General features: G+C 62.3%; 22 protein-coding genes. 5 read left to right on the top strand and 17 right to left on the bottom strand.

Features of this window, described 5'->3' with window-relative positions; genetic code table 11:
- Positions 1 to 110 precede the first annotated feature (110 nt).
- The 7 genes from AC07O1_RS27705 to AC07O1_RS27735 all read right to left on the bottom strand — a co-directional run bounded on the left by AC07O1_RS27705 (position 111) and on the right by AC07O1_RS27735 (position 7,475).
- Positions 111 to 479: a Na+/H+ antiporter subunit G gene (locus tag AC07O1_RS27705; RefSeq protein ID WP_495090848.1), complete on the bottom strand. Its 369-nt coding sequence runs from the start codon at positions 477 to 479 to the stop codon at positions 111 to 113.
- Positions 476 to 754 (bottom strand): K+/H+ antiporter subunit F, encoded by a 279-nt coding sequence (locus AC07O1_RS27710; protein ID WP_494995614.1) that lies wholly within the window; start codon positions 752 to 754, stop codon positions 476 to 478. The genes AC07O1_RS27705 and AC07O1_RS27710 overlap by 4 nt, the downstream gene beginning before the upstream one ends.
- Complete coding sequence (locus tag AC07O1_RS27715; protein ID WP_495090849.1) at positions 751 to 1,239, bottom strand: Na+/H+ antiporter subunit E; 489 nt, start codon at positions 1,237 to 1,239, stop codon at positions 751 to 753. The genes AC07O1_RS27710 and AC07O1_RS27715 overlap by 4 nt, the downstream gene beginning before the upstream one ends.
- A complete protein-coding gene (locus AC07O1_RS27720) occupies positions 1,236 to 2,921 on the bottom strand; it encodes a monovalent cation/H+ antiporter subunit D (protein ID WP_495090850.1) in 1,686 nt (561 codons plus the stop codon). The genes AC07O1_RS27715 and AC07O1_RS27720 overlap by 4 nt, the downstream gene beginning before the upstream one ends.
- Complete coding sequence (locus AC07O1_RS27725) at positions 2,918 to 3,262, bottom strand: Na+/H+ antiporter subunit C (protein ID WP_494995617.1); 345 nt, start codon at positions 3,260 to 3,262, stop codon at positions 2,918 to 2,920. Before AC07O1_RS27725 ends, AC07O1_RS27720 begins: the two co-directional genes overlap by 4 nt.
- Entirely contained in the window at positions 3,262 to 6,180 is a 2,919-nt protein-coding gene (locus AC07O1_RS27730) for a monovalent cation/H+ antiporter subunit A (RefSeq protein WP_495090851.1), read from the bottom strand. Before AC07O1_RS27730 ends, AC07O1_RS27725 begins: the two co-directional genes overlap by 1 nt.
- A 260-nt stretch (positions 6,181 to 6,440) precedes the next feature.
- The gene (locus AC07O1_RS27735; protein WP_495090852.1) at positions 6,441 to 7,475 is read right to left on the bottom strand and encodes a DMT family transporter; all 1,035 of its coding nucleotides are present in this window, start codon (positions 7,473 to 7,475) and stop codon (positions 6,441 to 6,443) included.
- Here AC07O1_RS27735 and AC07O1_RS27740 point away from each other — a divergent pair.
- Entirely contained in the window at positions 7,470 to 8,033 is a 564-nt protein-coding gene (locus AC07O1_RS27740; protein WP_494995620.1) for a helix-turn-helix domain-containing protein, read from the top strand. The two genes, AC07O1_RS27735 and AC07O1_RS27740, sit on opposite strands and share 6 nt — an antisense overlap.
- 53 nt (positions 8,034 to 8,086) lie before the next feature.
- Positions 8,087 to 9,508 carry an FAD/NAD(P)-binding protein gene (locus tag AC07O1_RS27745; RefSeq protein WP_495090853.1) on the top strand — a complete coding sequence of 474 codons (1,422 nt, stop codon included), beginning with the start codon at positions 8,087 to 8,089 and terminating at the stop codon, positions 9,506 to 9,508.
- Positions 9,509 to 9,629: 121 nt separating this feature from the next.
- Here AC07O1_RS27745 and AC07O1_RS27750 read toward each other — a convergent pair whose 3' ends face one another.
- Genes AC07O1_RS27750 through AC07O1_RS27780 form a run of 7 tightly spaced genes read right to left on the bottom strand, consistent with a single transcriptional unit; the run spans position 9,630 to position 16,164 of the window.
- Positions 9,630 to 10,682, bottom strand: coding sequence for an ABC transporter substrate-binding protein (locus tag AC07O1_RS27750; RefSeq protein ID WP_495090854.1), 1,053 nt, complete (start codon positions 10,680 to 10,682; stop codon positions 9,630 to 9,632).
- A gap of 18 nt (positions 10,683 to 10,700) precedes the next feature.
- Positions 10,701 to 11,816 carry an NAD(P)/FAD-dependent oxidoreductase gene (locus tag AC07O1_RS27755; protein ID WP_494995623.1) on the bottom strand — a complete coding sequence of 372 codons (1,116 nt, stop codon included), beginning with the start codon at positions 11,814 to 11,816 and terminating at the stop codon, positions 10,701 to 10,703.
- On the bottom strand, positions 11,813 to 13,174 hold the full coding sequence (locus tag AC07O1_RS27760; protein WP_495090855.1) for an FAD/NAD(P)-dependent oxidoreductase: 1,362 nt from the start codon (positions 13,172 to 13,174) through the stop codon (positions 11,813 to 11,815). The genes AC07O1_RS27755 and AC07O1_RS27760 overlap by 4 nt, the downstream gene beginning before the upstream one ends.
- Positions 13,171 to 13,461 carry a (2Fe-2S)-binding protein gene (locus AC07O1_RS27765; protein WP_494995625.1) on the bottom strand — a complete coding sequence of 97 codons (291 nt, stop codon included), beginning with the start codon at positions 13,459 to 13,461 and terminating at the stop codon, positions 13,171 to 13,173. Before AC07O1_RS27765 ends, AC07O1_RS27760 begins: the two co-directional genes overlap by 4 nt.
- A gap of 7 nt (positions 13,462 to 13,468) precedes the next feature.
- Complete coding sequence (locus AC07O1_RS27770; protein ID WP_494995626.1) at positions 13,469 to 14,263, bottom strand: ABC transporter permease; 795 nt, start codon at positions 14,261 to 14,263, stop codon at positions 13,469 to 13,471.
- A 6-nt stretch (positions 14,264 to 14,269) separates the two neighbouring features.
- Positions 14,270 to 15,139, bottom strand: coding sequence for an ABC transporter permease (locus AC07O1_RS27775; protein WP_495090856.1), 870 nt, complete (start codon positions 15,137 to 15,139; stop codon positions 14,270 to 14,272).
- Entirely contained in the window at positions 15,136 to 16,164 is a 1,029-nt protein-coding gene (locus AC07O1_RS27780) for an ABC transporter ATP-binding protein (protein WP_495090857.1), read from the bottom strand. Before AC07O1_RS27780 ends, AC07O1_RS27775 begins: the two co-directional genes overlap by 4 nt.
- A gap of 283 nt (positions 16,165 to 16,447) precedes the next feature.
- On the opposite strand from AC07O1_RS27780, the gene AC07O1_RS27785 reads away from it, so the two are divergent.
- Positions 16,448 to 17,284: an IclR family transcriptional regulator gene (locus AC07O1_RS27785; RefSeq protein WP_495090858.1), complete on the top strand. Its 837-nt coding sequence runs from the start codon at positions 16,448 to 16,450 to the stop codon at positions 17,282 to 17,284.
- 52 nt (positions 17,285 to 17,336) lie between these two features.
- Here the strand turns inward: AC07O1_RS27785 and AC07O1_RS27790 are convergent, their stop codons facing one another.
- The gene (locus tag AC07O1_RS27790; RefSeq protein WP_495090859.1) at positions 17,337 to 18,089 is read right to left on the bottom strand and encodes an anti-sigma factor family protein; all 753 of its coding nucleotides are present in this window, start codon (positions 18,087 to 18,089) and stop codon (positions 17,337 to 17,339) included.
- Positions 18,086 to 18,592, bottom strand: coding sequence for an RNA polymerase sigma factor (locus AC07O1_RS27795; RefSeq protein WP_495090860.1), 507 nt, complete (start codon positions 18,590 to 18,592; stop codon positions 18,086 to 18,088). Before AC07O1_RS27795 ends, AC07O1_RS27790 begins: the two co-directional genes overlap by 4 nt.
- Positions 18,593 to 18,750: 158 nt before the next feature.
- Between AC07O1_RS27795 and AC07O1_RS27800 the strand changes: the two genes are divergently transcribed.
- Together AC07O1_RS27800 and AC07O1_RS27805 are read left to right on the top strand one after the other, a co-directional pair.
- Entirely contained in the window at positions 18,751 to 19,845 is a 1,095-nt protein-coding gene (locus AC07O1_RS27800; RefSeq protein WP_495090861.1) for a catalase family peroxidase, read from the top strand.
- A complete protein-coding gene (locus AC07O1_RS27805) occupies positions 19,842 to 20,387 on the top strand; it encodes a cytochrome b (RefSeq protein ID WP_494995633.1) in 546 nt (181 codons plus the stop codon). Before AC07O1_RS27800 ends, AC07O1_RS27805 begins: the two co-directional genes overlap by 4 nt.
- A gap of 54 nt (positions 20,388 to 20,441) precedes the next feature.
- Here the strand turns inward: AC07O1_RS27805 and AC07O1_RS27810 are convergent, their stop codons facing one another.
- On the bottom strand, positions 20,442 to 21,668 hold the full coding sequence (locus AC07O1_RS27810; protein ID WP_495090862.1) for an MFS transporter: 1,227 nt from the start codon (positions 21,666 to 21,668) through the stop codon (positions 20,442 to 20,444).
- Positions 21,669 to 21,672 lie beyond the last annotated feature (4 nt).

Genomic DNA, 21,672 nt, shown 5'->3' on the forward strand with positions numbered 1-21,672 from the left:
CCCCCCCCCCCCCCCCCCCCCCCCCCCCCCCCCCCCCCCCCCCCCCCCCCCCCCCCCCCCCCCCCCCCCCCTTCCCCGCGATGACGGCCTGTCAGGCGACACAACTTCGCTCAGCTCCCACCCTCGGTTCTGCGACTGCTCACTTCCGCTGGCACATCATCTCCAGCCATACGCTTGCGGAACAACGCCGCCCGAGCCAGCAGCAAGGTGGTCACCGGCATGGTGATCGACAGCAGAATCGGGATTAGCCAGGCGTGCAGTACCGGGCCGGACTTGAGTGCCGAGAAATAGATGATCGAAGCCAGCGCCACGCACCAGGCACCCAATGTCGACGCCAGGGCGGGTGGGTGCATGCGCTGGAAGTAGTCCTTCATCCGTAGCAGACCGAATGCGCCAATCAGCGCAAACAGGCTGCCGAGCACCAGGAGGATGGCCACTGGAATCTCGATCCAGAGTGGCAATTGGCTGAAAGGATTCATTCGATCACCTCGCCACGCAGCAGGAATTTCGCCAGCGCAAACGAGCCGACAAAGCCAAACAGGGCAATCAGCAGTGCCGCTTCGAAGTAGGTGTCACTGGCATAGCGGATACCCAGCACCAACATCATCAGCATCGCGAGGATGTACAGATAGTCCAGTGCCAGAACCCGGTCCTGGGCCGACGGGCCTTTGAACAGACGGATCAGGGTCAGGGCCATGGCCACGGAAAAAAGCAACAGACTCAGCAGAACCGCATTCGAGAGCAGGGCACTCATTCGAAGATCTCCATCAATGGACGCTCATAAGTCGTCTTGAAGTGCTGGATGAATTGCGCATCGTTATCCAGATCGAATACATGCAGCAGCAAAATGCTGCGGTCCAGCGCCAGCTCCGACCAAACGGTGCCGGGAATCACCGTGGTGATCATCGACAGCGCGGCCAGGCCATTGGCGTCACGCAGCTCCAGCGGCACCTTGATGAACCTGGAGCGCGGCGCCCGGCGCCCGGCGTTCAACACGCCCCAGGCGACGGCGATGTTGGACACCAGCACATCGCGACCGACCAGGAAAAACAACCGCACAATGACCCCGGGCCGGCGAACGCGGATCGGCAGTGGCCGCAAGGGTTTCATCATCAGCGGCGCGACAAAGCCAAGCACGGCACCGAGCAGCAGGTTGCCGGGGCTGACAGACAGGTTCAGCACCAGCCACAACAGCCAGAGCGCCAGCGACAGCCATGGAGCAGGGAACAGACGCTTCATGGTTGCACCTGCGGCAGCGCAGCTTTGGCTTCGGGACTCGGTATTGTGCGCGTGCCCCGCACCGCCATGACGTATTGCTGCGGGTCATTCAGGGTGTCGGCAGCGGCCTGGGTATAACGCAGCAGCAGTTCGGCCTTGAACGTCAGCAGGATGCTCAGGCCCAACAAGGCGATGATCGGCACGCATTCCAGGCGTCGCAGCAGTGGCGACGGGCGCTCCTTGGGTGTCCAGAAGCGTTGAATGCCCATACGCGAGAAGGCGATCAGTGAAGCCAGTCCGGAAAGGATCAACAGCGCCAGCAAGCCCCAGGCGGCATTCGAAACTGGCTGGTCGGCGGCGTTGCCCAGGCCCAGTGGGTTGAGCAGGGCGCTGAGTAAACCGAGCTTGCCGATGAATCCCGACAGCGGCGGCATGCCGATGATCAGCAGGGCGCAGGCAATGAAGCTCAAGCCTAGAAAGGCCATGGTCCACGGAATCACCTGACCGACCACGGCTTTTTGATCGTCATCGAGGTTGGTGCCTTTGGGCGGCTGCAAGGACTCCATCGGTCTTGGCAAGGCTTCGATCTCATCGTCCAGCGGCATTTCATGGGCTGAGCGCGAACGTTCGATCAGTTCCGCCAGCAGGAACAGTGCGCTCAACGCCAGGGTCGAGCTGACCAGATAGAACAGCGCGCCGGCGGTGAGGTTCGGTTGGGCGAAACCGACGGCTGACAGCAGAATCCCCGCCGAGACCAAAATGCTCAGGCTCGCCATGCGTTCCAGCCGTTGCGCCGCGAGGATCGCCAGCGCCGCGCAGACGATCGTCGCCATACCGCCGTAGACCAGCCAGTCACCGCCAAAGTATGCCGAAGCACCGGCTTGCCCGGAGAACAGCAGGGTCCACAAGCGCAGCAAGGTATACACGCCGACCTTGGTCATGATCGCGAACATCGCCGCTACCGGCGCGCTGGCCGAGGAGTAGGCCGGCACCAGCCAGAAATTCAGCGGCCACATGCCAGCCTTGGCCAGGAACGCTACCGCGAGGATCGCCGCACCGGCATGCAGCAGGCCGCGATCAGCCTGCGGCACCAGCGGGATTTTCAACGCCAGGTCAGCCATGTTCAGGGTGCCGGTGACGCCGTAGATCAGCGCCGCGCCAATCAGGAACAGCGAGGAGGCAAGCAGGTTGATCGAAATGTAATGCAGGCCCGACGACACTCGTGCCCGGCCCGAACCGTGCAGCATCAACCCGTAGGAGGCTGCCAGCAGCACTTCGAAGAACACGAACAGGTTGAACAGGTCAGCGGTCAGGAAGGCGCCGTAAAGGCCCATCAACTGGATCTGGAACAGCGCGTGGAAACTCGCCCCGGCGCTGTCCCAGCGGGCCATGGCGAACAACAGGGCGCAGACGCCGATGATTCCTGTCAGCACCAGCATCAGCGCCGACAGGCGATCGACCACCAGCACAATGCCAAACGGTACCTGCCAGTTGCCCGGCAGGTACACGCCGATGGAACCGGGCACGCCTGTTTGCTCGGTCCACTGCAACAGCAGTACCGAAATCCCCAGACCAAGCATGCTCGAGAACAGGTTGATCCGGGCTTTGAGTGGTCGATGCTTTTCACCGAGCATCAGCATCAGGGCGGCTGTCAGCAACGGCAGCAGAATCGGTGCAGCAATCAGATGGGGCATCCCGCTCATTCTTTAGGCTCCCGGCCATCCACATGGTCGGTACCGGTCAGGCCCCGGGATGCCAACAGCACCACCAGAAACAGTGCGGTCATGGCGAAGCTGATGACGATAGCGGTCAGCACCAGGGCTTGCGGCAGCGGATCGGTGTAGTGCAGCAGGTCCTGCGGCACGCCGTCCTTGATGATCGGTTCCTTGCCGATAAACAGGCTTCCCATGCTGAAAATGAACAGATTGACTCCGTAGGACAACAGGCACAGACCCATCACTACCTGAAAGGTCCGGGGGCGTAGCAGCAGCCAGACCCCGGAAGCTGCCAGAACCCCAATGGCAATTGCGATGACTGCTTCCATCAGATGGCTCCTGGCGTGGCAATAGGTTTGGCCTGGATGCCCGGTTTATGGCCGCGCACCGATTGGTGAGCCAGGGCGGTGAGGATCAGCAGCGTCGAGCCGACTACCACGGCGTATACGCCGATATCGAAGAACAGCGCGCTGGCGATATGGATGTCGCCCACTATCGGCAGCCCGAGGTGCCAGGTGTGGGTGGTCAGGAACGGATAGCCGACGGCCATCGCGCCCAGCCCGGTGACGGTGGCGAACAGCAGTCCGGTGCCCATCCAGCGCACCGGCCGTAGACTCATCTGCGCCTCGACCCATTGGGTGCCGGCGACCATGTATTGCAGGATGAACGCCACCGACATCACCAGCCCGGCAACGAAACCGCCGCCCGGTTGGTTATGCCCGCGCATGAACAGGTAGAACGACACCACCACGGCAATCGGCAGCAACAACCGCACCAGCGCCGCCGGAACCATCATGAAGCCCAGTGCGGTGTCGCTGGCGTGGCGCGGGTTGACCAGGTCGGTCACCACGTCGGGTGCCAGCAAACGCTGCTGAGCCGGCAACTGCATGCTTTCCTTGGGCGGGCGGAAGCGTCGCAGCAGGGCGAATACGGTCAGGGCTACAGCCGCAAGCACAGTGATCTCGCCGAGGGTGTCGAAGCCGCGGAAGTCCACCAGCATTACGTTGACCACGTTGCTGCCACCACCTTGCGGCAGTGCGCGGCTGAGGTAGAACGAGGAGATATCGTTGGGCGTCTGACGGGTCAGCATGGCGTAGGACAACAGCGCCATGCCGCCACCGACCACCGTCGACAGCAGCAAGTCGCGCAGACGGCGAATGCGTGCCTTGGGCAGGCTGCTTGGCAATGGCGAGACGTCTTCGATCCGCCGTGGCAACCAGCGCAGACCGAGAAGGATCAACACCGTTGTTACCACTTCGACCACCAGCTGGGTCAAGGCCAGGTCCGGTGCCGAGAACCAGACGAAGGTCACGCACGTCATCAAGCCGCAGACGCTGACCATGGTCAGGGCCGCGAGCCGGTGATACTTGGCTTGCCAGGCAGCGCCGAGGGCGCAGGCCATTGCCAGCAGCCAGAGGGCAACGAACACGATCGAACCCGCAATCTTCGGCCGGTCACCCCAGTTCAGGCTGTAGTGGAGCATCGGGATCAACCCGGCGAGTACCGCCATCAGTACCAGCAGGAACAATTGGGTTTGCAAGCGCCTGGTGCTGACCCGCCGCTCGATGCGCCGGGCCGTGCGCATCATGAACACCAGGCTGCGCTCGAAGATCCGCTTGCCGTTGAAGTAATTGATGATCGGCGGGTAGTTGAAACGCCCGCGCTTGAGCTGATTGCGCAATAGCAGATAGAGCACGATGCCGCCGGACATGGCGATCAGGCTCATGATCATCGGCGCGTTCCAGCCGTGCCAGATAGCCAGGCTGTACTCGGGCAGTGTGCCGCCGACCACCGGCAGAGCGGCCGCTGCCAGCAGCGAGCCGACCACCTGAGCCGGGAAGATCCCCACCACCAGGCAGGTGAATACCAGCAACTCGACCGGCGCGCGCATCCAGCGTGGCGGTTCGTGGGGGGTGTGGGGAAGGTCAGTGGCCGCTGGGCCGAAGAATACGTCGACGGTGAAGCGCAGGGAATAGGCGACGCTGAACGTGCCAGCGATGGTGGCAATCACCGGCAGGGTCATTTCGACCCAGGCAGTGGCGGAAATGAACACGGTCTCGGCGAAGAACATCTCTTTGGACAGGAAACCGTTGAGCAACGGCACGCCGGCCATCGAGGCGCTGGCGACCATGGCCAGGGTCGCGGTGAACGGAATCAGCCGGATCAAGCCGCTGAGCTTGCGGATGTCGCGGGTGCCGCTTTCATGGTCGATGATACCGGCGGCCATGAACAGCGAGGCCTTGAAGGTGGCGTGGTTGAGAATGTGGAACACCGCCGCGACGGCGGCCAGCGGGCTGTTGAGTCCCAGCAACAGGGTAATCAGACCCAGGTGGCTGATGGTCGAGTAGGCGAGCAGACCTTTGAGATCGTTCTGGAACATTGCGCAGTAGGCGCCCAGCAACAGGGTGCAGGCACCGGCACCACCAACGATATAGAACCATTCTTCGCTGCCGGAAAGTGACGGCCAAAGCCGCGCCAGAAGAAACACCCCGGCTTTGACCATGGTTGCCGAGTGCAGATAGGCCGAGACCGGTGTCGGTGCGGCCATGGCGTGGGGAAGCCAGAAGTGGAAGGGAAATTGTGCGCTTTTGCTCAAGGCGCCGATCAGGATCAGGGGCAGTAGAATCGGGTAAAGGGCATGGGCGCGGATCAGGTCACCGGCAGCGAGCACCTTGTCCAGGTCGTAGCTGCCGACGACATGGCCGAGCAACATGACTCCCGCCAGCAGGCACAGGCCACCCGCGCCGGTCACCATCAACGCCATATAGGCGCCACGGCGGGCATCGGCGCGGTGGTGCCAATAGCCGATCAACAGGAACGAGAACAGGCTGGTCAGTTCCCAGAAAAATACGATTTGAATCAGATTGCCGGAGATCACCAGGCCGAGCATGGCGCCCATAAACGCCAGGAAAAATGCAAAGAAGCGCGGCACTGGATCTTCCGGTGACATGTAATAGCGTGCGTACAGCGATACCAGTGTGCCGATGCCGAGCACCAGCATCGAAAACAGCCAGGCAAAGCCATCCATGCGCAGGACGAAATTCAGGCCCAGGCTGGGCAGCCAGAAGAATTCTTCGCGAATGACGCCGCCGTGGGCGATCTGCGGGTAAAGCATGGCGACTTGTATCGTGCCGATCAGTGCAACCAGACCGGCCAGCAGGGATTCAGTATTACGCGCGTTGTGCGGCAGCAGGGCCGCCAGAAAGCTGCCGATAAAAGGCAAAAGCAGTAGAACTATCAGGGACATAGGCTTCTAATCTGCGGAGGTTTGTGAAGGATCATACGTGCCGTACCCCGGATCACCAACTGCCAAGCTGTGGCAGGATCCTACAAGGTAGGTGCAAAAGCGCTGATTTTCCTTGTGTTGACGCCCCGTCTGCGATCGTTCCCACGCTTTGCGTGGGAATGCCTCACTGGACGCGCAGCAATCGCTTTGGCAGTGACGCAGAGCGTCACGGGCTGCATTCCCGCGCGCAGCGTAGGAACGATCATCGTTGGCGGTCCAGGTTACCTCAGGGTTTCTCGCTCCAATGCTTCCTCAGCCTCAGCCTCAGCCGCACCTTTGCCCTTGGTCTTCAACTCGCTGACGATCACCGCCGCCACGATCAACCCTGCACCCAGCAAGGCAATTGCCGGTAACCGTTCACCCGCCAGGCGCCCGACGATCCCGGCCCATACCGGCTCACCGGCATAGATCAATGTCGCGCGGGTCGGTGAAACGCTTTTTTGCGCCCAGTTCATCGCCAGCTGAATCGCCGCACTGGCCACGCCCAGGCCCAAAGCGCTAATCAGCAGCAGCCAGGAAAATTCAGGAATGGCTTCCTGCGTCGGCACCACCATCAGAAATGCCAGCACCGACGTAATGGCCAGTTGCACAACCGTGACCCGGCGAACATCGACCTGCCCGGCGTAGGTGCTGATCAAAATGATTTCGGCAGCGATCGCGATGGTGCTGATCAACGTGGCAATTTCCCCCGGGCTGAAATTCAGCGATGCGCCACTTGGGCCGGAAAGCAGCATCAGACCGGTGAACGCCAGCATGATGCCAATGCTCGGCATCAATCCCGGTCGACGCCCGAACACCAACCATTGCAGCAACGGCACAAAAGGGACGTAAAGCGCAGTAATGAAGGCCGACTGGCTGCTGGGAATGGTCTGTAAACCCACGGTCTGCAGACCGTAACCCAGCATGATCGCCATCCCGATGAAGGCGCCGGCCTTGAACTCGAACAGGGTCAAATTGCGCAGGCTACGGTACGAGAACAGCGCCACGATGCTTGCGGCCGCAGCGAACCGCAAACCGACGAAAAACATCGGGCCGCTGACGGTCATCGCATTTTGCACCAGCAGAAATGTCCCGCCCCAGACCATGGTAATCAGTACCAGCGCACATTCAGCTTTGCTGAATCGCGAGAACAGGGGAGATGATTGGGGGGATTTCACCGACGTCATGGCCTTGCGCGCTACCTGAGTGGGACGCACAATGCGCCTGAATTTGGGCAGTATACTGCGCAATCCAGTAAAGTGAGCAATATAGTGCACAAAGATCCTGCGCAGCGCGCCTCCGTCCTTCAACACGTCAGTCAGAACGTACGTCGCCTGCGACATGTCGCGCAGTTGAGCCAGACGGCGCTGGCGGAAAAATCCGGCGTCAGTCGACGAATGCTGGTGGCCATCGAAGCTGGCGAGAAGAACGTCAGCCTGACGACGCTGGATCGGGTCGCCGAAGCCCTGGACGTTGCTTTCAGCGACCTGATCCAGGCCCCCGATGCCCGGGATTCGAGCCGCATCAATGAGCTGGCCTGGGCCGGGGTAATCCCTGGCAGCAAAGCGGTGTTGCTGGCCAAGGCGACGGCCAGCCGTGAAGTCGAGTTGTGGGAGTGGCGGCTGGAACCGGGCGAGCAGTATCTGTCCGAACCGGATGCCGAGGGCTGGAGCGAGCAGCTCTATGTGTTCGACGGTTGCCTGACGCTGATGCTCGGCGATCAGGCGCGCACGCTTGAAGCCGGGGAGTTCTTCATGTTCGCCAGTAACCAGCCTCACTCCTACCGCAACGATGGGCCGGTGGCAGCGCGTTTCGTGCGCAATGTGGTGATCTGATTCGGGCAGCGGGAACCACTACCATTTTGGGACGAATGACAAGTGAGAACGGCATGAGCGAAACCAAAAGACAGGCCACCCACGCCATCCGCAACGCTGACATTCTGATCGTCGGCGGTGGCTTGAGTGGCGCGTTGCTGGCGGCGCAGCTGTTGCGTCTGCCAGGCAAGCGTCAGGTACTGGTGATCGAGCCCCGTGCTGAATTGGGTCGGGGCGAGGCCTACAGCGCGGTCGAGTTGGGACATACCTTGAACGGCAACGCGGCGCGCATGAGCGTCGACCCGGACAATGCCGATGACCTGACCCAATGGCTGAGTGAGTTCATCGCCGCCGGTGGCTGGCCGGAGTCGGATCAACAACATGTGCCGGTCAGCGAGTTGTTCCCGCCACGGGGGATCTTTGGCCTGTATGTACAGCAACGACTGGCCGAAGCGCAGGCTGTTGGCGCGCGCAATGGCTCCAGCGTCGAGCATGTCCGTGGGGAAGTGGTCGATCTGCAAACGGACGAAACCGGGGCGCTGTTGACCCTCGGCGACGGCACGCAACTGCGCGGTGCGTTCGCGGTACTGGCCACGGGCATGTTCCCGGCCGCACACACGCCGCAAACCGAATCCAGCGGTCTGAACGCTGCAGCGGTGGACCCTTGGGATGTTTCGGCCATGACCCGACTCGATCCGCAGTCCATGGTGCTGATCATCGGCTCCGGGCTGACTATGGTCGATGCCGTGGTGTCGCTGGAACAGGCCGGACATCGCGGGCCGATCGAGGTGTTTTCCCGGCACGGACTGCTGCCCCATGTCCGCCGCCAACCGCCAGGTTGGGTGGATTTTCTTGCCGAGGATCACAGCATCCGCAGCCCGAGACAGTTGCTGCGCGAAGTGCGTCGTCATTGCCAGACAGCACTGGCGGCCGGTATCGACTGGCAGGCGCCGCTGGACACCGTACGTGCTCATATCGGCCGTTTGTGGAGCCAGGCGACCGATGTGCAACGCCGGCAGTTCGTGCGGCATGTACGGCCGTGGTGGGAGAGTCACCATCACCGTTCGCCGCCGTTGAGTGCCGAGTTGGTGGAGCGTTTGCACGCCGAGGGGCGCTTGCGGATTCATGCAGCGTCGTTCAAGGGCCTTGAGCACTCGGCTGACGGCCAGGTGAGTATTCGCATTCGTCGACGTGGAGAGGTGCACACCACCTTGGTCAGTGGTGCGGCGCTGATCAACTCCAGCGGGATCGAATACGACTGGCGCCGCGTGGCCCGGCCCTTGCCGCAGCAACTGCTGGCTCGCGGTCTGATTCAGCCGGGACCGCTGGCGCTGGGGATTGCCGCCGATGCGGGCGGCGCGCTGGTCAATGCCAATGGGCAGGTCGCCGACCGCTTGTTCACCATGGGCCCGCCATTGCGCGGGATGTGGTGGGAAAGTACTGCGGTGACGGATGTGGCCAGTCAGGCCAAGGCGTTGGCGTTGAGATTGGTGTAGGAGCGAGCTTGCTCGCGATGGACGTTAACGATAACGCGTGTTTGCTGGATAAACGCGCCGCCCTTGAGTCCATCGCGAGCAAGCCCGCTCCCACATTAGATTTTTTTGGTATCCGAGCCCCCTAGCGTTCAATACTCCGGTTCCACCGGGCATTCCACGCCGGGCGCCGTTCGTTGACTTGATCCCAGTCGACGGCGATGGCCGTTTGCAGATACTGCTTCATCGCCTCGACCTGACCGCGGGTCTTGTCGGTGGTCGGGGTGTTGGGGTTGGACGGGATCTGGTCGCCGTCTTCTAGGGCCGCGGCTTGCGCTTCGGGTGTCAGCAGGAAGGCCGCGAGTTTCTGTGCCAGTTCCGGTTGAGTGTTATTGGCAATGGCACATTCGGCGACGTTGAGCACCACCGCGCCTTCCTTGGGTTGCGCATATTCCACCGGCATACCGCGCAGTTTCAACGCTGTGACCTGGGTCGGGGTCAACGGGAACAGCGCGGCTTCGTCGGTCTGCAGCATCTCGGAAATTTTTGCCGAGCTGGGAATGTACTCCAGCACGTTGCGCCCGACCGTATTTGGCCAAGCCTTGAAACCGGGTTCGACATCGGTCTCGCTGCCGCCCTGAATGCGGTTGAACATCAAGAATCCATGCAGGCCGAAGGTCGATGAGGCCATAGACTGGAACACCACTTTGTCCTTGAACCGCGAGTCGGCCATGTCCATCCATGAGGTCGGTGCATTCCAGCCCTTTTCCTTGAACATTCGTGTGTTGTAGGCAAGACCGGTGACGCCCAGGCTGACAGCCACCGCCTGGTCCTTGATCCGCCCCTTGGTCGGGATCTGCGCCAGTGGCGCGCTGTCCTGGAGTTTGTCGCACAGGCCCATGGAGATGGCGCGGTACATGATGCCGTCGTCGAGGAAGATCACGTGCATCTGCGGGTTGTCCTTGCTGGCCTGGACCTTGGCCAGAATGTCAGCCGAGGTGCCCGGGACGATCACCACTTTGACGTTGTTGGCCTTCTCAAAGGGCGGCAGCACCTTGTCGGCATACAGGCGCTCCATAGTCCCGCCGTTCATGCCCAGATAAAGTGTCGGCTCGGCCTGAGCCGGGACGGCGGCGAGCAGAGCGGTCAGGGGCAGGCAGGACAATCCGATCAGTGCTTTGCGTTTGGCGTGGTTCATTGGCGCGACCTTCCTCTATCAAACAACTGGGATGGAGTGAAACCGGGTGATGGAAAACGCTTCGAGCGGTGTTGACGAAGCGCCGGTGCAGACCATTTCGGCCAGCACCTCGCCGACCGCAGGACCGATCTGAAAGCCCGCCCCGGCAAAGCCGAAGGCGTGCAACAGACCAGGCTGGGTGGAACTGGGGCCGATCACCGGCTGGCGATCCGGCAAGTAGCCTTCGGTGCCGCTCCAGGTTCGGATGGCCTGGGCACCTTCGAGAAACGGGTAGAGCTCGACGGCCTGACGCAGAATCTCCAGCACCGCGCTTTGTCCTGGCCGCGCCCGTGCGGTGTCGAGCGCAAAGCCTTGGCCGCCACCGAGTACGCAGTTACCCCGGGCAACTTGTCGGGCGTAAATGCCGCCGCCTTCGACCCCGGTGCTGACATCCATCACCATTGGTAGCGGTTCGGTGACCAACATTGCCGGGTGGCCGGAATGCATTGGCACTGGCTCGCCGAATTGCGCCGCGAGGCTGTCGGCCCAAGCTCCGGCGCAATTGAGCAGCCAGGGTGCGCGGACTTTTAACCCGCCTGCAGTCCGGACCTCAAACCGTTGTCCGTCATGAGACACGTCAGTGACGGCGCTCTGTTCATGAATCTGTGTGCCCAGTTGCCGTGCCGCACGGGCAAAGGCTGGCGATACCAGACGCGGATTGGCATGGCCGTCGTCCGGGCACAACGAGGCGCCCACCGCGACATCGCCGACCCAAGGGAAACGCGCGCGCAATTGCCCGCGATCGAGTACCTGCAACCCAAGGCCGAAGCCGCGGCTGTTGTCGGCGTAATCCTGCAAGGCGACCATGTCACGAAAGCTTCTGGCCAGTTTGAGATGGCCGCTGCGCTGATACTCGCCATCGATTCCGATCAACTCCGGTAGCCTGGCCCAGATTTCATGGGCCCGTTGCGACAGCGGCAATTGCGAGAGCGGGCGGCCCTGACGGCGTACGCCGCCGTAATTCACGCCACTGGAATGGGAGCCGCAGAAATCCCGCTCCAGCAGCACCACGCTACGCCCGGAGCGACAAAGCGCCAGGGCTGCCGAGGTGCCGACGATACCGCCGCCAATAATCACCGCATCGACTTCGTTCATTGCTCTGCCTCCAGACCGAAAGGCAGCGGCTTGATCGGCGCCTGCGCGCGCAAGCGGCCGATGGCGTGCAACTCGCGACCGCTTTCCCGGGCGATGATTTCCGCCGCCGCCGCGCCGCACATCCGGCCCTGACAGCGGCCCATGCCAACCCGGCAATGGGCCTTGACCCGATTGATTTCCCAATGACCTTCGCGGACCACGCTGCGCAACTCACCGGCGCGCACCTCCTCGCAGCGGCAGACCATCAGCTCATCCGTGGCTCCCTTGGCCCAGTGTTCGGGAAACACGAAGGCCTGCTCCAGACCTTCGCGGAACCGGTCGATGCGTTTCAGGGATTTTTCCAGGTCGGCAGAGCGCTCCGGATCGATGGGGTAACCAATGTCTTCCAGTACCGCCAGGGCGGCCCGTTCGCCGGCCATTTCCGCTGCCTCGGCGCCCATGATTGCGGCACCGTCGCCGGCCAGGTAGACCTCGGCGATGCTGCTGCGTCCGCTGGCATCGCGCTGCGGCAGCCAGGCGCGGTTCAACGGGTTCCAGCTGAACTCGCAACCCAGCAGATCGGCGAGCTGGGTTTCGCTGCGCAGGCCATGGGCAAATGCCACGGCGTCACAGTCCAGACGCTGTTCACCCTGGGCGTTGCGCCAGGTCAGGGAGTGCACCCCTCGCTCGCCGTCGATTCGTTCGAGGGTTGCACCTTGATGAACCGCAATGCCGTGAGCGGTCAGCCAGGATCGGTAATAGATGCCTTTGGCCAGGGTCGTCGGTTGCCCGAGCAAGCCGGGCAGGGCCCGAACCTGAGCGCTGAAGGGAGAACTGTCGAGTACCGCGAGCACTTTGGCGCCAGCCTTGGCGTACTGGTAGGCGACCAGGTACAACAAGGGTCCACTGCCAGCGAACACTACACGCTCACCAATGGCGCAGCCCTGGAACTTCAGCGCGATCTGCGCTGCACCAAGGCTGTAGACCCCGGGCAGCGTCCAGCCGGGCACCGGCAGAATGCGATCGGTGGCGCCGGTGGCGACGATCACCCGGGAATATTCGATGTGTCCGGCGCGGCCCTGACGCAGAGTATCGAGGGCGCCGGCTTCGGCATTCCAGACCAGTGTGTCGGGGCGATAGTCGAGCTGTTCGCGCAGCCCGTCGAGGGTGTCATGCAGGGCGATCGCCTTGCGCGCTTCAAAGCCATAGAGCATGGCCGCCGAGCGTTTGAAGTTCTCCGGCTGACGCCGATAGATCTGCCCGCCGCCGCGTGTTGCCTCATCCAGCAGACAAGGACGCAGGCCATGGGCGACCAGGGTTTGCGCGGCACGAATGCCCGCCGGACCGGCACCGACGATGACCACAGCAGGCGTCTTCATGACCTGCGCCCCGGTTCACGGCTGACGCTTTGCCCGGCTTCGAGCAGCGTCGAGCAGGCGCGCACCCGGCGGCCGTCGCCCAAGCGAACCCAGCAATCCTGACAGGCGCCCATCAGGCAGAACCCGGCGCGGGGTTCGGCGCTGAAGTCGCTGCCGCGCAGGTGTTCGCCGCTCGTCAGGACGGCGGTCAGCAAGGTGTCGCCGAGCAAGCCGCTGGCCGGTTGGCCATCGAGGGTAAAGTTCAGGGCCGGGCGGTCGCCTTCGGCCAGTCGTTTCAGCAGAGCCATGGCAGCCTCATTGTTTACCCACCAGAACCCGATCCAGGCCGTAGACCCGGTCGAGCAGAATCATGGTCAGCGCGGTCAGCGTAATCACCAGTGCCGACACCGCCGCCATCATCGGATCGATGGATTCGGTGGCGTACACGTACATCCGTACCGGCAAGGTCTGGGTGGCCGGCGAGGTGACGAAGATCGACAGCGTGACCTCGTCGAAACTGTTGATGAACGCCAGCAGCCAACCGCCAGCGACGCCGGGCAGGATCATCGGCAGGGTGATCTGGCGAAATAGCGTGAAACGCCCGGCACCGAGGGACTCGGCGGCCTGTTCGGCGCTGCGGTCCAGGCCGATGGCCGCCGCCAGCACCAGACGCAGTACATAGGGGGTGATCACCAGCACGTGGGCGAAGATCAGCCAGCTGAAACTGCCATTGACCCCCATCAAGGCGAACAACCGCAGCAGCGCCACCCCCAGCACCAGGTGCGGAATGATGATCGGCGAGAGGAACAAACCGTTGAGAAAGTCCCGTCCCGGAAACTGATGACGGGTCATGGCCAGGGCGGCGGGCACCGCGATCAGCGTGGCCAGGCTCGCCGCCGAAAACGCCAGAATCAGGCTGTTGTAGAACGCGTCGACAAAATCCGCGCGCTCGAACACCGCGCGAAACCAGCGCAGGGAAAAGTCCGTGGTCGGCAGGCTCAGGGTGTTTTCCGGGGTGAAGGCGACGAGGCAGACCACCGCCAGCGGCGCGAGCATGAACAGCACCACCAGGGCATGGAACAACAGGGCGAAAGGACCGTTTCTAGACATGTCGAATTATCCCAATGACTTCTTGTAGCGGCCTTCGATCATCCGGTTCCACGAGAGCATGATCGCCAGATTGATCAGCAGCAGCGCCATGGCAATCGCCGCGCCCATGGGCCAGTTGAGTTCCGAGAGGTACTGGTCATAGATCAGCGTGGCGACCATTTTCAGGCGCCGGCCGCCGAGTAGACCGGGGATGGCGAAGGAACTGGCCGATAAGCCGAAGACAATCAAGGTGCCGGACAGCACGCCGGGCATGATCTGCGGCAATACCACCAGACGCATGACCCTGGCGTGGCTGGCACCCAGCGAAAGAGCGGCCTGCTCGGCGGCGGGGTCAAGTTTCTGCAGCGAGGTCCAGACCGGAATGATCATGAACGGCAACATCACATGCACCAGTGCGATCACCACGGCGAACGGCGTGTAGAGCAGTTTCATCGGCGCGGCGCCGAGGGCTTGCAGGGTCTGGTTGACCAGCCCGTCGGCGCCCAGCAGCAAGCTCCAGCCGAAGGCCCGGACCACCACCGAAATCAGCAGCGGAGTGAGGATCAGAATCAGGAAAATCGAGCGCCAGGGCGTGCCCATCCGGCTGAGGATGTAGGCCTCGGGTACACCGATCAGCACGCAGAGCAGGGTGGTCAGGCCGCTGATCCAGAAGGTCCGTAAGAAGATCTCGTAGAAGTACGAGTCACTGAGCAGGCTGCTGTAGTGCTTGAGGGTGTAGGCGTCGTTTTTTATCCCGCTGCCGTAGTCGAAGACGTTGAACGACAGCACCAGGCTCAGACCCAGCGGCAGGATCAGCAAACCGAGGTACAAGGCCAGGGCCGGCGCGGACAGCAGATAGCCATGGCGCCCTTGTTTCATGGCCGCAAGCAGGATCATGCCGGCACCTCGTCGATGCTGAGCACCCGCAACAGTCCCGGCGACCAGTCCAGGCCGACCGCAGTGCCCTCGGCCAAGGGCGCCGAGCCGTCGTTGCGCCGTACTACCGTGATCTCGCCGAGGGCGGTGTCAACGCGGTACAGCCACTGGCTGCCGAGGAAGAACCGGCTGAGGAGTTTGCCTTGCAGACGACCTTTACCTGCTGACAACACATCGATTTTTTCCGGACGCAGGCTCAAGGTCAGTTCGCCCTGGCCACGACTGCCTCGAACCTGGGCGATACCGGCGCTGTCACGTTCGCCCGGCAGCAGATTGGCCTTGCCGACAAAACCGGAAATGAACTCGGTGCGCGGGTGTTCGTAGAGTTTGTAGGGTTCGTCGATCTGCGTGATGCGCCCGGCCTGCATCACCACCACGCGGTCGCTGATGGACAGCGCTTCGGCCTGATCGTGGGTGACCATCAGCGTAGTGATGCCGACTTCGCGCTGAATACGGCGGATCTCGAACTGCATCTCCTCGCGCAGGTTGGCGTCGAGGTTGGACAGCGGTTCGTCGAGCAGCAATACCGGCGGCTCGATCACCAGCGCCCGGGCCAAGGCGACACGCTGACGCTGGCCACCGGACAACTCCCGTGGGTAGCGTTCGGCATGCTGGGTCAGGCGCACCAGTTGCAGCACGGTGGCCACACGTTTTTGCACCTCGGCGCTCGGCACCTTGCGCATGCGCAGGCCGAAGGCGACGTTGTCCTGCACGCTCATGTGCGGGAACAGCGCGTAACTCTGGAACACTACGCCCAGGCCGCGGCTGCTGGGTTTGGCGTGGGTGATGTCGCGACCGTCGAGCAGGATCCGCCCGCGGGTGACTTCGACGAAGCCGGCGATCATTTGCAGGGTAGTGGTCTTGCCGCAACCGGAGGGACCGAGCAGCGAGACGAATTCGCCTTTTTCCACCGAGAGATGTGTGGCGACGACCGCATCGATCTCGCCATAGCGTTTGCATAGTCCTTCAAGTTGCACAAAGGCCATAACTGCGTTCCACCTGTGATTGTTATGCGCACCGAGGCGCGCTTTTTTGTAATGGGCAGATACGAAAAGAGGTCAGTGGCCTGTACGGCTAACAGAACTAGCCACACAGGCCACCAGGTGCGTTGGCGCTCGACTTGAGTCGGCTGCCGCTGTTGTTCGAATCGCCCCTGTATGGACGCAGATTAGGACGAAGACTAGGATGGGCTCAATGGCCTATTTCACTGAAAGAGCGACTATTTTCAATTTCATTCAGTGAGTAAATTTATCGTCGAGAAAAATCGTTATGAATTCCACTGAGCGGAACGAAAATAAAAATGAAGTCGGTGTAGGTGCGGTCTCAAGACTGTTCGCCGTGCTCCGCAGCCTGGGTGACACTGCGCAGGGTGGTGAGCGGGTCACGCAATTGGCCCAGCGTATCGGCCTGTCGCAGCCGACCACCCACCGTTTGCTGCGCAGCCTGATGGAGGAGGGCATGGTCGAGCAGGACGCGCGCAGCAAACGCTATCGCCTGAGCCTGGAGTTCTTCGCCCTGGCGGCCCGCGCCGGGAACACCGGCAATCTGCGTGAACTGGTGCGCCCGGCGCTGTTGCGGCTGTCGGCGTCGTTGGGCGACTCGCTATTTTTGCTGGCGCGCAGCGGGTTCGACGCGATCTGTCTGGACCGCAGCGAAGGGCCATTTCCGATCCGGACCTTTACCGGGGATATCGGCGGAAGGGTGGCGCTGGGCGTAGGTCAGGGCAGCCTGGCGATCCTCGCCTTCCTGCCCGAAGACGAGCGCGAAACGGTGATCCGCTACAACCTGCCGCGCCTCAAGGACTTCCATCTGTATGACGAGGTGTTTTTACGCTCGGAAGTCGAGAATGTCCGCAACCTCGGGTATGCCGGGCGCAACACCGGCGTACTGCAGGGCATGGCCGGAGTCGCGGTGCCGATTCTCGACCGTGAAGGCCGGGCAGTGGCGGCCTTGAGCGTGGCGACCATCAGTGATCGACTGGGGCCGGACCGCCTGCCTACAGTGGTGGAAATGCTCAAGCGCGAAGCCGCCGCGATCGGCCCGCGGATCAACCCGTTCGACCCGCTGCTGCGCCGGCCTTCGCAGGTATTTGGACAGGTGGAGTGAGGGAGGCTGGTGTCCGTCAATGAAGCATTGGGTGCCCCAAAAGATCGCGGCTTTAAAACCTTATCGTCTGCTGCAACATCTGCGCGACCGATGAGTCCGCCGGGCTGACCATCGCGTAGTTGTATCCGGCACCTGACCAGTACTCGGCCTGCAACTCGCCGTCCCGTCGACTGCCTCGCGGCAGCAGGTTGTTTTTCGGTCCCGGTGGGCGAATGTAGAAGCTGACCTTCCGCCCATTCTGATCCTCATATAGCACCATCGCCGCTGGCCCTTGTTCGGTGCTTAACAAGCGTCCGCTGACCGCTTTGAATCCGGCGTTCTGCAGGTCGGGCATACGGTTGGCCCGGGTGAAATAGCGGTCTAGCCAGGATTGCATGTCGCCGTTGCTCTGCACTTTAAAATCGGCTGGAAGGATGCCTTGCTGGGCGAACATCCGGTACGCCTGCATGGCGTCGGTCATCGGCGGTGGTGCGCCGACCATGGTCATTTCTCGTGCTTGCCAGCCGCTCAACCCACCCACACTGACGGCGATCAACAGCACGGCGGCGCTGGTCAGATTGCGTCGCGACTGACGCTTGAGGCGCTGGCGAATAACGGCCGGGTCGAGATCCGGGTTGGCCGGTTGCTGCAAGGCGCCGCTCAATGCCGCGCGCAATTGTTGTGCATCCTGCTGCCAGGCTTCGACTTGCGCCGCGACTTCAGGCTGAGCCGCCAGATAAGTCTCGACCAGGCGCCGATCGGCATCGCTGAGCTGATGGTCGACGTAGGCGTGCAGGTCGCTGACGCTTGGGGGCATGCTGATCATTTGAGTATCCGCAGAGAAGGGCTGGTGATTTCGCCGTCGCTGAGCTGGCGCAAGGCCTGGCGGGCGCGGGACAGGCGAGACATCACGGTGCCGGTGGGAACGTCGAGAATCTCGGCGACTTCCTTGTAGCTCAAGCCTTCCACCGAGACCCATAGCAGCAGCGCGCGCTGCTCGGCGGTCAGTCGATCGAACGCCTGGAGGGTCGACTGGGCGATCACCGTGCGTTCGACCGAGGGCTGCGCATCATCGCGGCCGGTGAAGAATTCCAGCATCCGCGCATAGCGCCGCGAGCGTCGATGGGCGTCGAGAAACTGCCGATAGAGAATCGAGAACAGCCAGGCACGCAGATCGCCCTCGGGACGTTTATCGGCCCAACTCGACAGCGCCCGCTCAAGGCACGATTGCAGCAGATCGTCAGCGCTGCTCGGGTTACGGGTCAACGACACGGCAAACCGCCGAAGCCTTGGGATGAGTTCGCGTAACTGTTCGTCGAGATCGTTCATGAAATGCTGGCTAGTCACTACGCTTGGGACTAGGAAGACGCCCGGCATTGAAGGGTATTCCACGCCTGTAAAAATAAATACCGAGCGATGGAATAAACCTTTCCGGGCTTCGTCTGATTGATCCTTCTCACCTGCGGCCCACGGCCCTGGAGTTTTTCATGGTTGATCGCTCACCGCCGCCTGCGCGGCCAATCAGGCCTGGGCTGAGTGCCATGAGCCTGACCGTACGCCTGGCGGGTATTGCCGTGGTGGTCGCGGCGATTGCCGGGGCGTTTGCCTATGTTCACGGTACCTTCGACCCACAGCGCCTGACGCCCAACGGGCTGGTCGATGTGCTGGAGAAAAACAATGGAGCGCATCCGGGGTTCCGGCGCAATCACGCCAAAGGCGTGTGCGTGGCCGGTTACTTCGAGAGCAACAGCCAGGCCCGTGAGTTTTCCAGCGCACAGGTGTTCAGTGAGGCGCGTACGCCAGTGGTGGGGCGGTTCGCGTTGCCCAGCGGCAATCCTTATGCGCCGGACAACAGCGTACCGATCCGCAGCCTGGCGCTGCGTTTCACTCAGGCCAATGGTCAACAGTGGCGCACGGGTATGAACAGCATGCCGGTGTTCCCGGTGGGCACGCCCGAAGCCTTCTATCAACTGCAACAGGCCAGTTCTCCGGACCCGGCCACCGGCAAGCCGAATCCTGCGGGCCCTGCGGCGTTCTTTGCCGCGCATCCGGAAACCGCGCCGTTCCTGCAGTGGGTCAAGACCGCTAAACCGTCGGCCAGCTATGCCACCGAAACCTACAACAGTATCAACGCGTTTTATCTGGTGAATGCTGCCGGTCAGCGTCAGGCCGTGCGTTGGGGCGTGGTACCGCTGAGTCAGGATGCGGCCGGAGCCAGCGCTCCTGAAGGCGGTGATTTTCTAGAGAAAGATCTGGTCCAGCGACTGGCCGCCGGACCGTTGCGTTGGCAGCTGAACATCACCCTGGCCAATCCCGGTGATCCCGCCAATGACGCCAGCAAAGCCTGGCCTAACGATAGAAAAGTACTGAATGCCGGCACGCTGGTGCTTGAGAGCACCCAGCCGCAAAGCAACGGCGAGTGCCGCGACATCAACTACGACCCGCTGATTTTGCCGAGTGGCATCGAAGGTTCCGACGACCCATTGCTGGCCGCCCGCTCTGCGGCGTACGCCAAGTCCTATCTGCGTCGCACCAGTGAAGTCAGCCAATTGCCCGCCGCTACACAGGAGTCGCACCCATGAGCGCCCAACCGAATCATTTCGCTCCCCTGGCGCGGCTGCTGCACTGGCTGATGGCGCTGATGGTCATCGCCATGCTGTTTATCGGCGCGGGCATGGTGGCCTCGGTGTCCGAGCGTCACGAATGGCTGATCCATATCCACAAACCTTTGGGTGTGGCGATTCTGCTGCTGGTCATCGTGCGTCTGGCCGTGCGCTTCTCGACCCGGCAACCACCGCTGCCGGCTGACCTGCCAGGATGGCAGGCGCTGGCGGCCAAGGCGTCCCATGTGTTGCTGTACGCCTTGATGCTGATACTGCCGCTGTTAGGCTGGACGATGATCTCGGCGGCTGGTGATCCGGTGATGCTTAGCAGTTCGCTGCAACTGCCGTCGATAGTGCCGGCCAATGCGCAGACCTTTGCCTTCCTGCGCAAAGCCCACGGTTATCTGGCGTACCTGCTGTTCTTGACCGTGCTGCTGCATCTGGCGGCGGCGCTGTTCCATGGTTGGGTGCGTCGTGATGGGGTATTGCAGAGCATGTTATTCGGCAAGGATCACAGCTGAACCCTGACGCGAGCAGGCTACGCCAGCTGCTACGCAGGTGTGCTGTTCCTCGCATCAGGTCTCTGCGGCGCATTGTTGGAACACGCCGCCTTTCAGGGTCAACAGCCAATACCCCAAGGCCACGGCGTTGATCCCTGCACCCAGCAGGCAAACACCGATCCAGCCTGACCAGGCATAGATTGCCGTCGAGCTGATCGAACCCAACGCGCTACCGATCGAATAGAACAGCATGTAGCCCGCGGCCAACCGGCTTTGGGCCTCGGGGCGCACGCTGTAGATCATGCTCTGGCTGGTGACGTGTACCGCTTGCAAGCCCAGGTCGAACGTAATCACACCGAGCAACAGTGCCCACAATGATGACTGAGTGAAGGCGATGGCCAGCCAGGAGACCAGCATCAGCGAAAGTGCCAGGCCGCTGGTCCATTGGGCCAGACCGCGGTCTGCCAGATGTCCGGCGCGTGCTGCGCCGAGCGCGCCAAAGGCACCGGCGAGGCCGAACAAGCCGATCTCGGTGTGTGACAGCGACAGCGGTGGTGCGCTCAGGGGCAGGACCATGGGGGTCCACAGCACCGTGCCCGCAGCGAAAATCAGCATGGCGATGACCGCTCGATCACGCAGGATTTTCTCTTCCTTGAACAGGGTAAATACCGAGCCAATCAACTGAACATAGGAACTGGCTGGCTTCGCGTGTTCGGTCCCCGGAAGCACACGAAACAGCAACAGGGCCATCAGCAATGTCAGTCCCGCTGAAAGCAGATAGACCGAACGCCAACCGGCAAGGTCGGCCATGCTCCCCGCTACCGTGCGCGCCAGCAGGATGCCGATAACGATGCCGCTGGTGACTACGCCCACCACCCGGCCACGTTCAGTCGGCAGCGCCAGGGTCGCCGCATAGGCCACCAGCACTTGAGTCACCACCGCCAACAGGCCGGTCAGCGCCATGCCGATCAGCAGCCAGAGACTGTTCGGTGCGAGGGCGATCATTACCAGTGCGAGTGTCGACAGTAGCGTCTGACCGACAATCAAACGCCTGCGGTTGAGCAAGTCTCCCAGGGGTACCAACAGCAGCAAGCCCAACCCGTAACCGACCTGGGTCAGGGTCACGACGATGCCAATGGTTGCCGGGTCCATGGCGAAGGCCTGAGCCATGGCATCAAGCAAAGGCTGCGCGTAATAGACATTGCCGACCGCCAGCCCGCAGGCAACGGCGAACAGCAACACCACGCCACTGTTCAGGCGTGGCTGCGTAGAAGGGTGACGGATCGGTGATTCAAGCTCCATGCCT

The organism is Pseudomonas sp. GW821-FHT07G10, assembly GCF_059418545.1.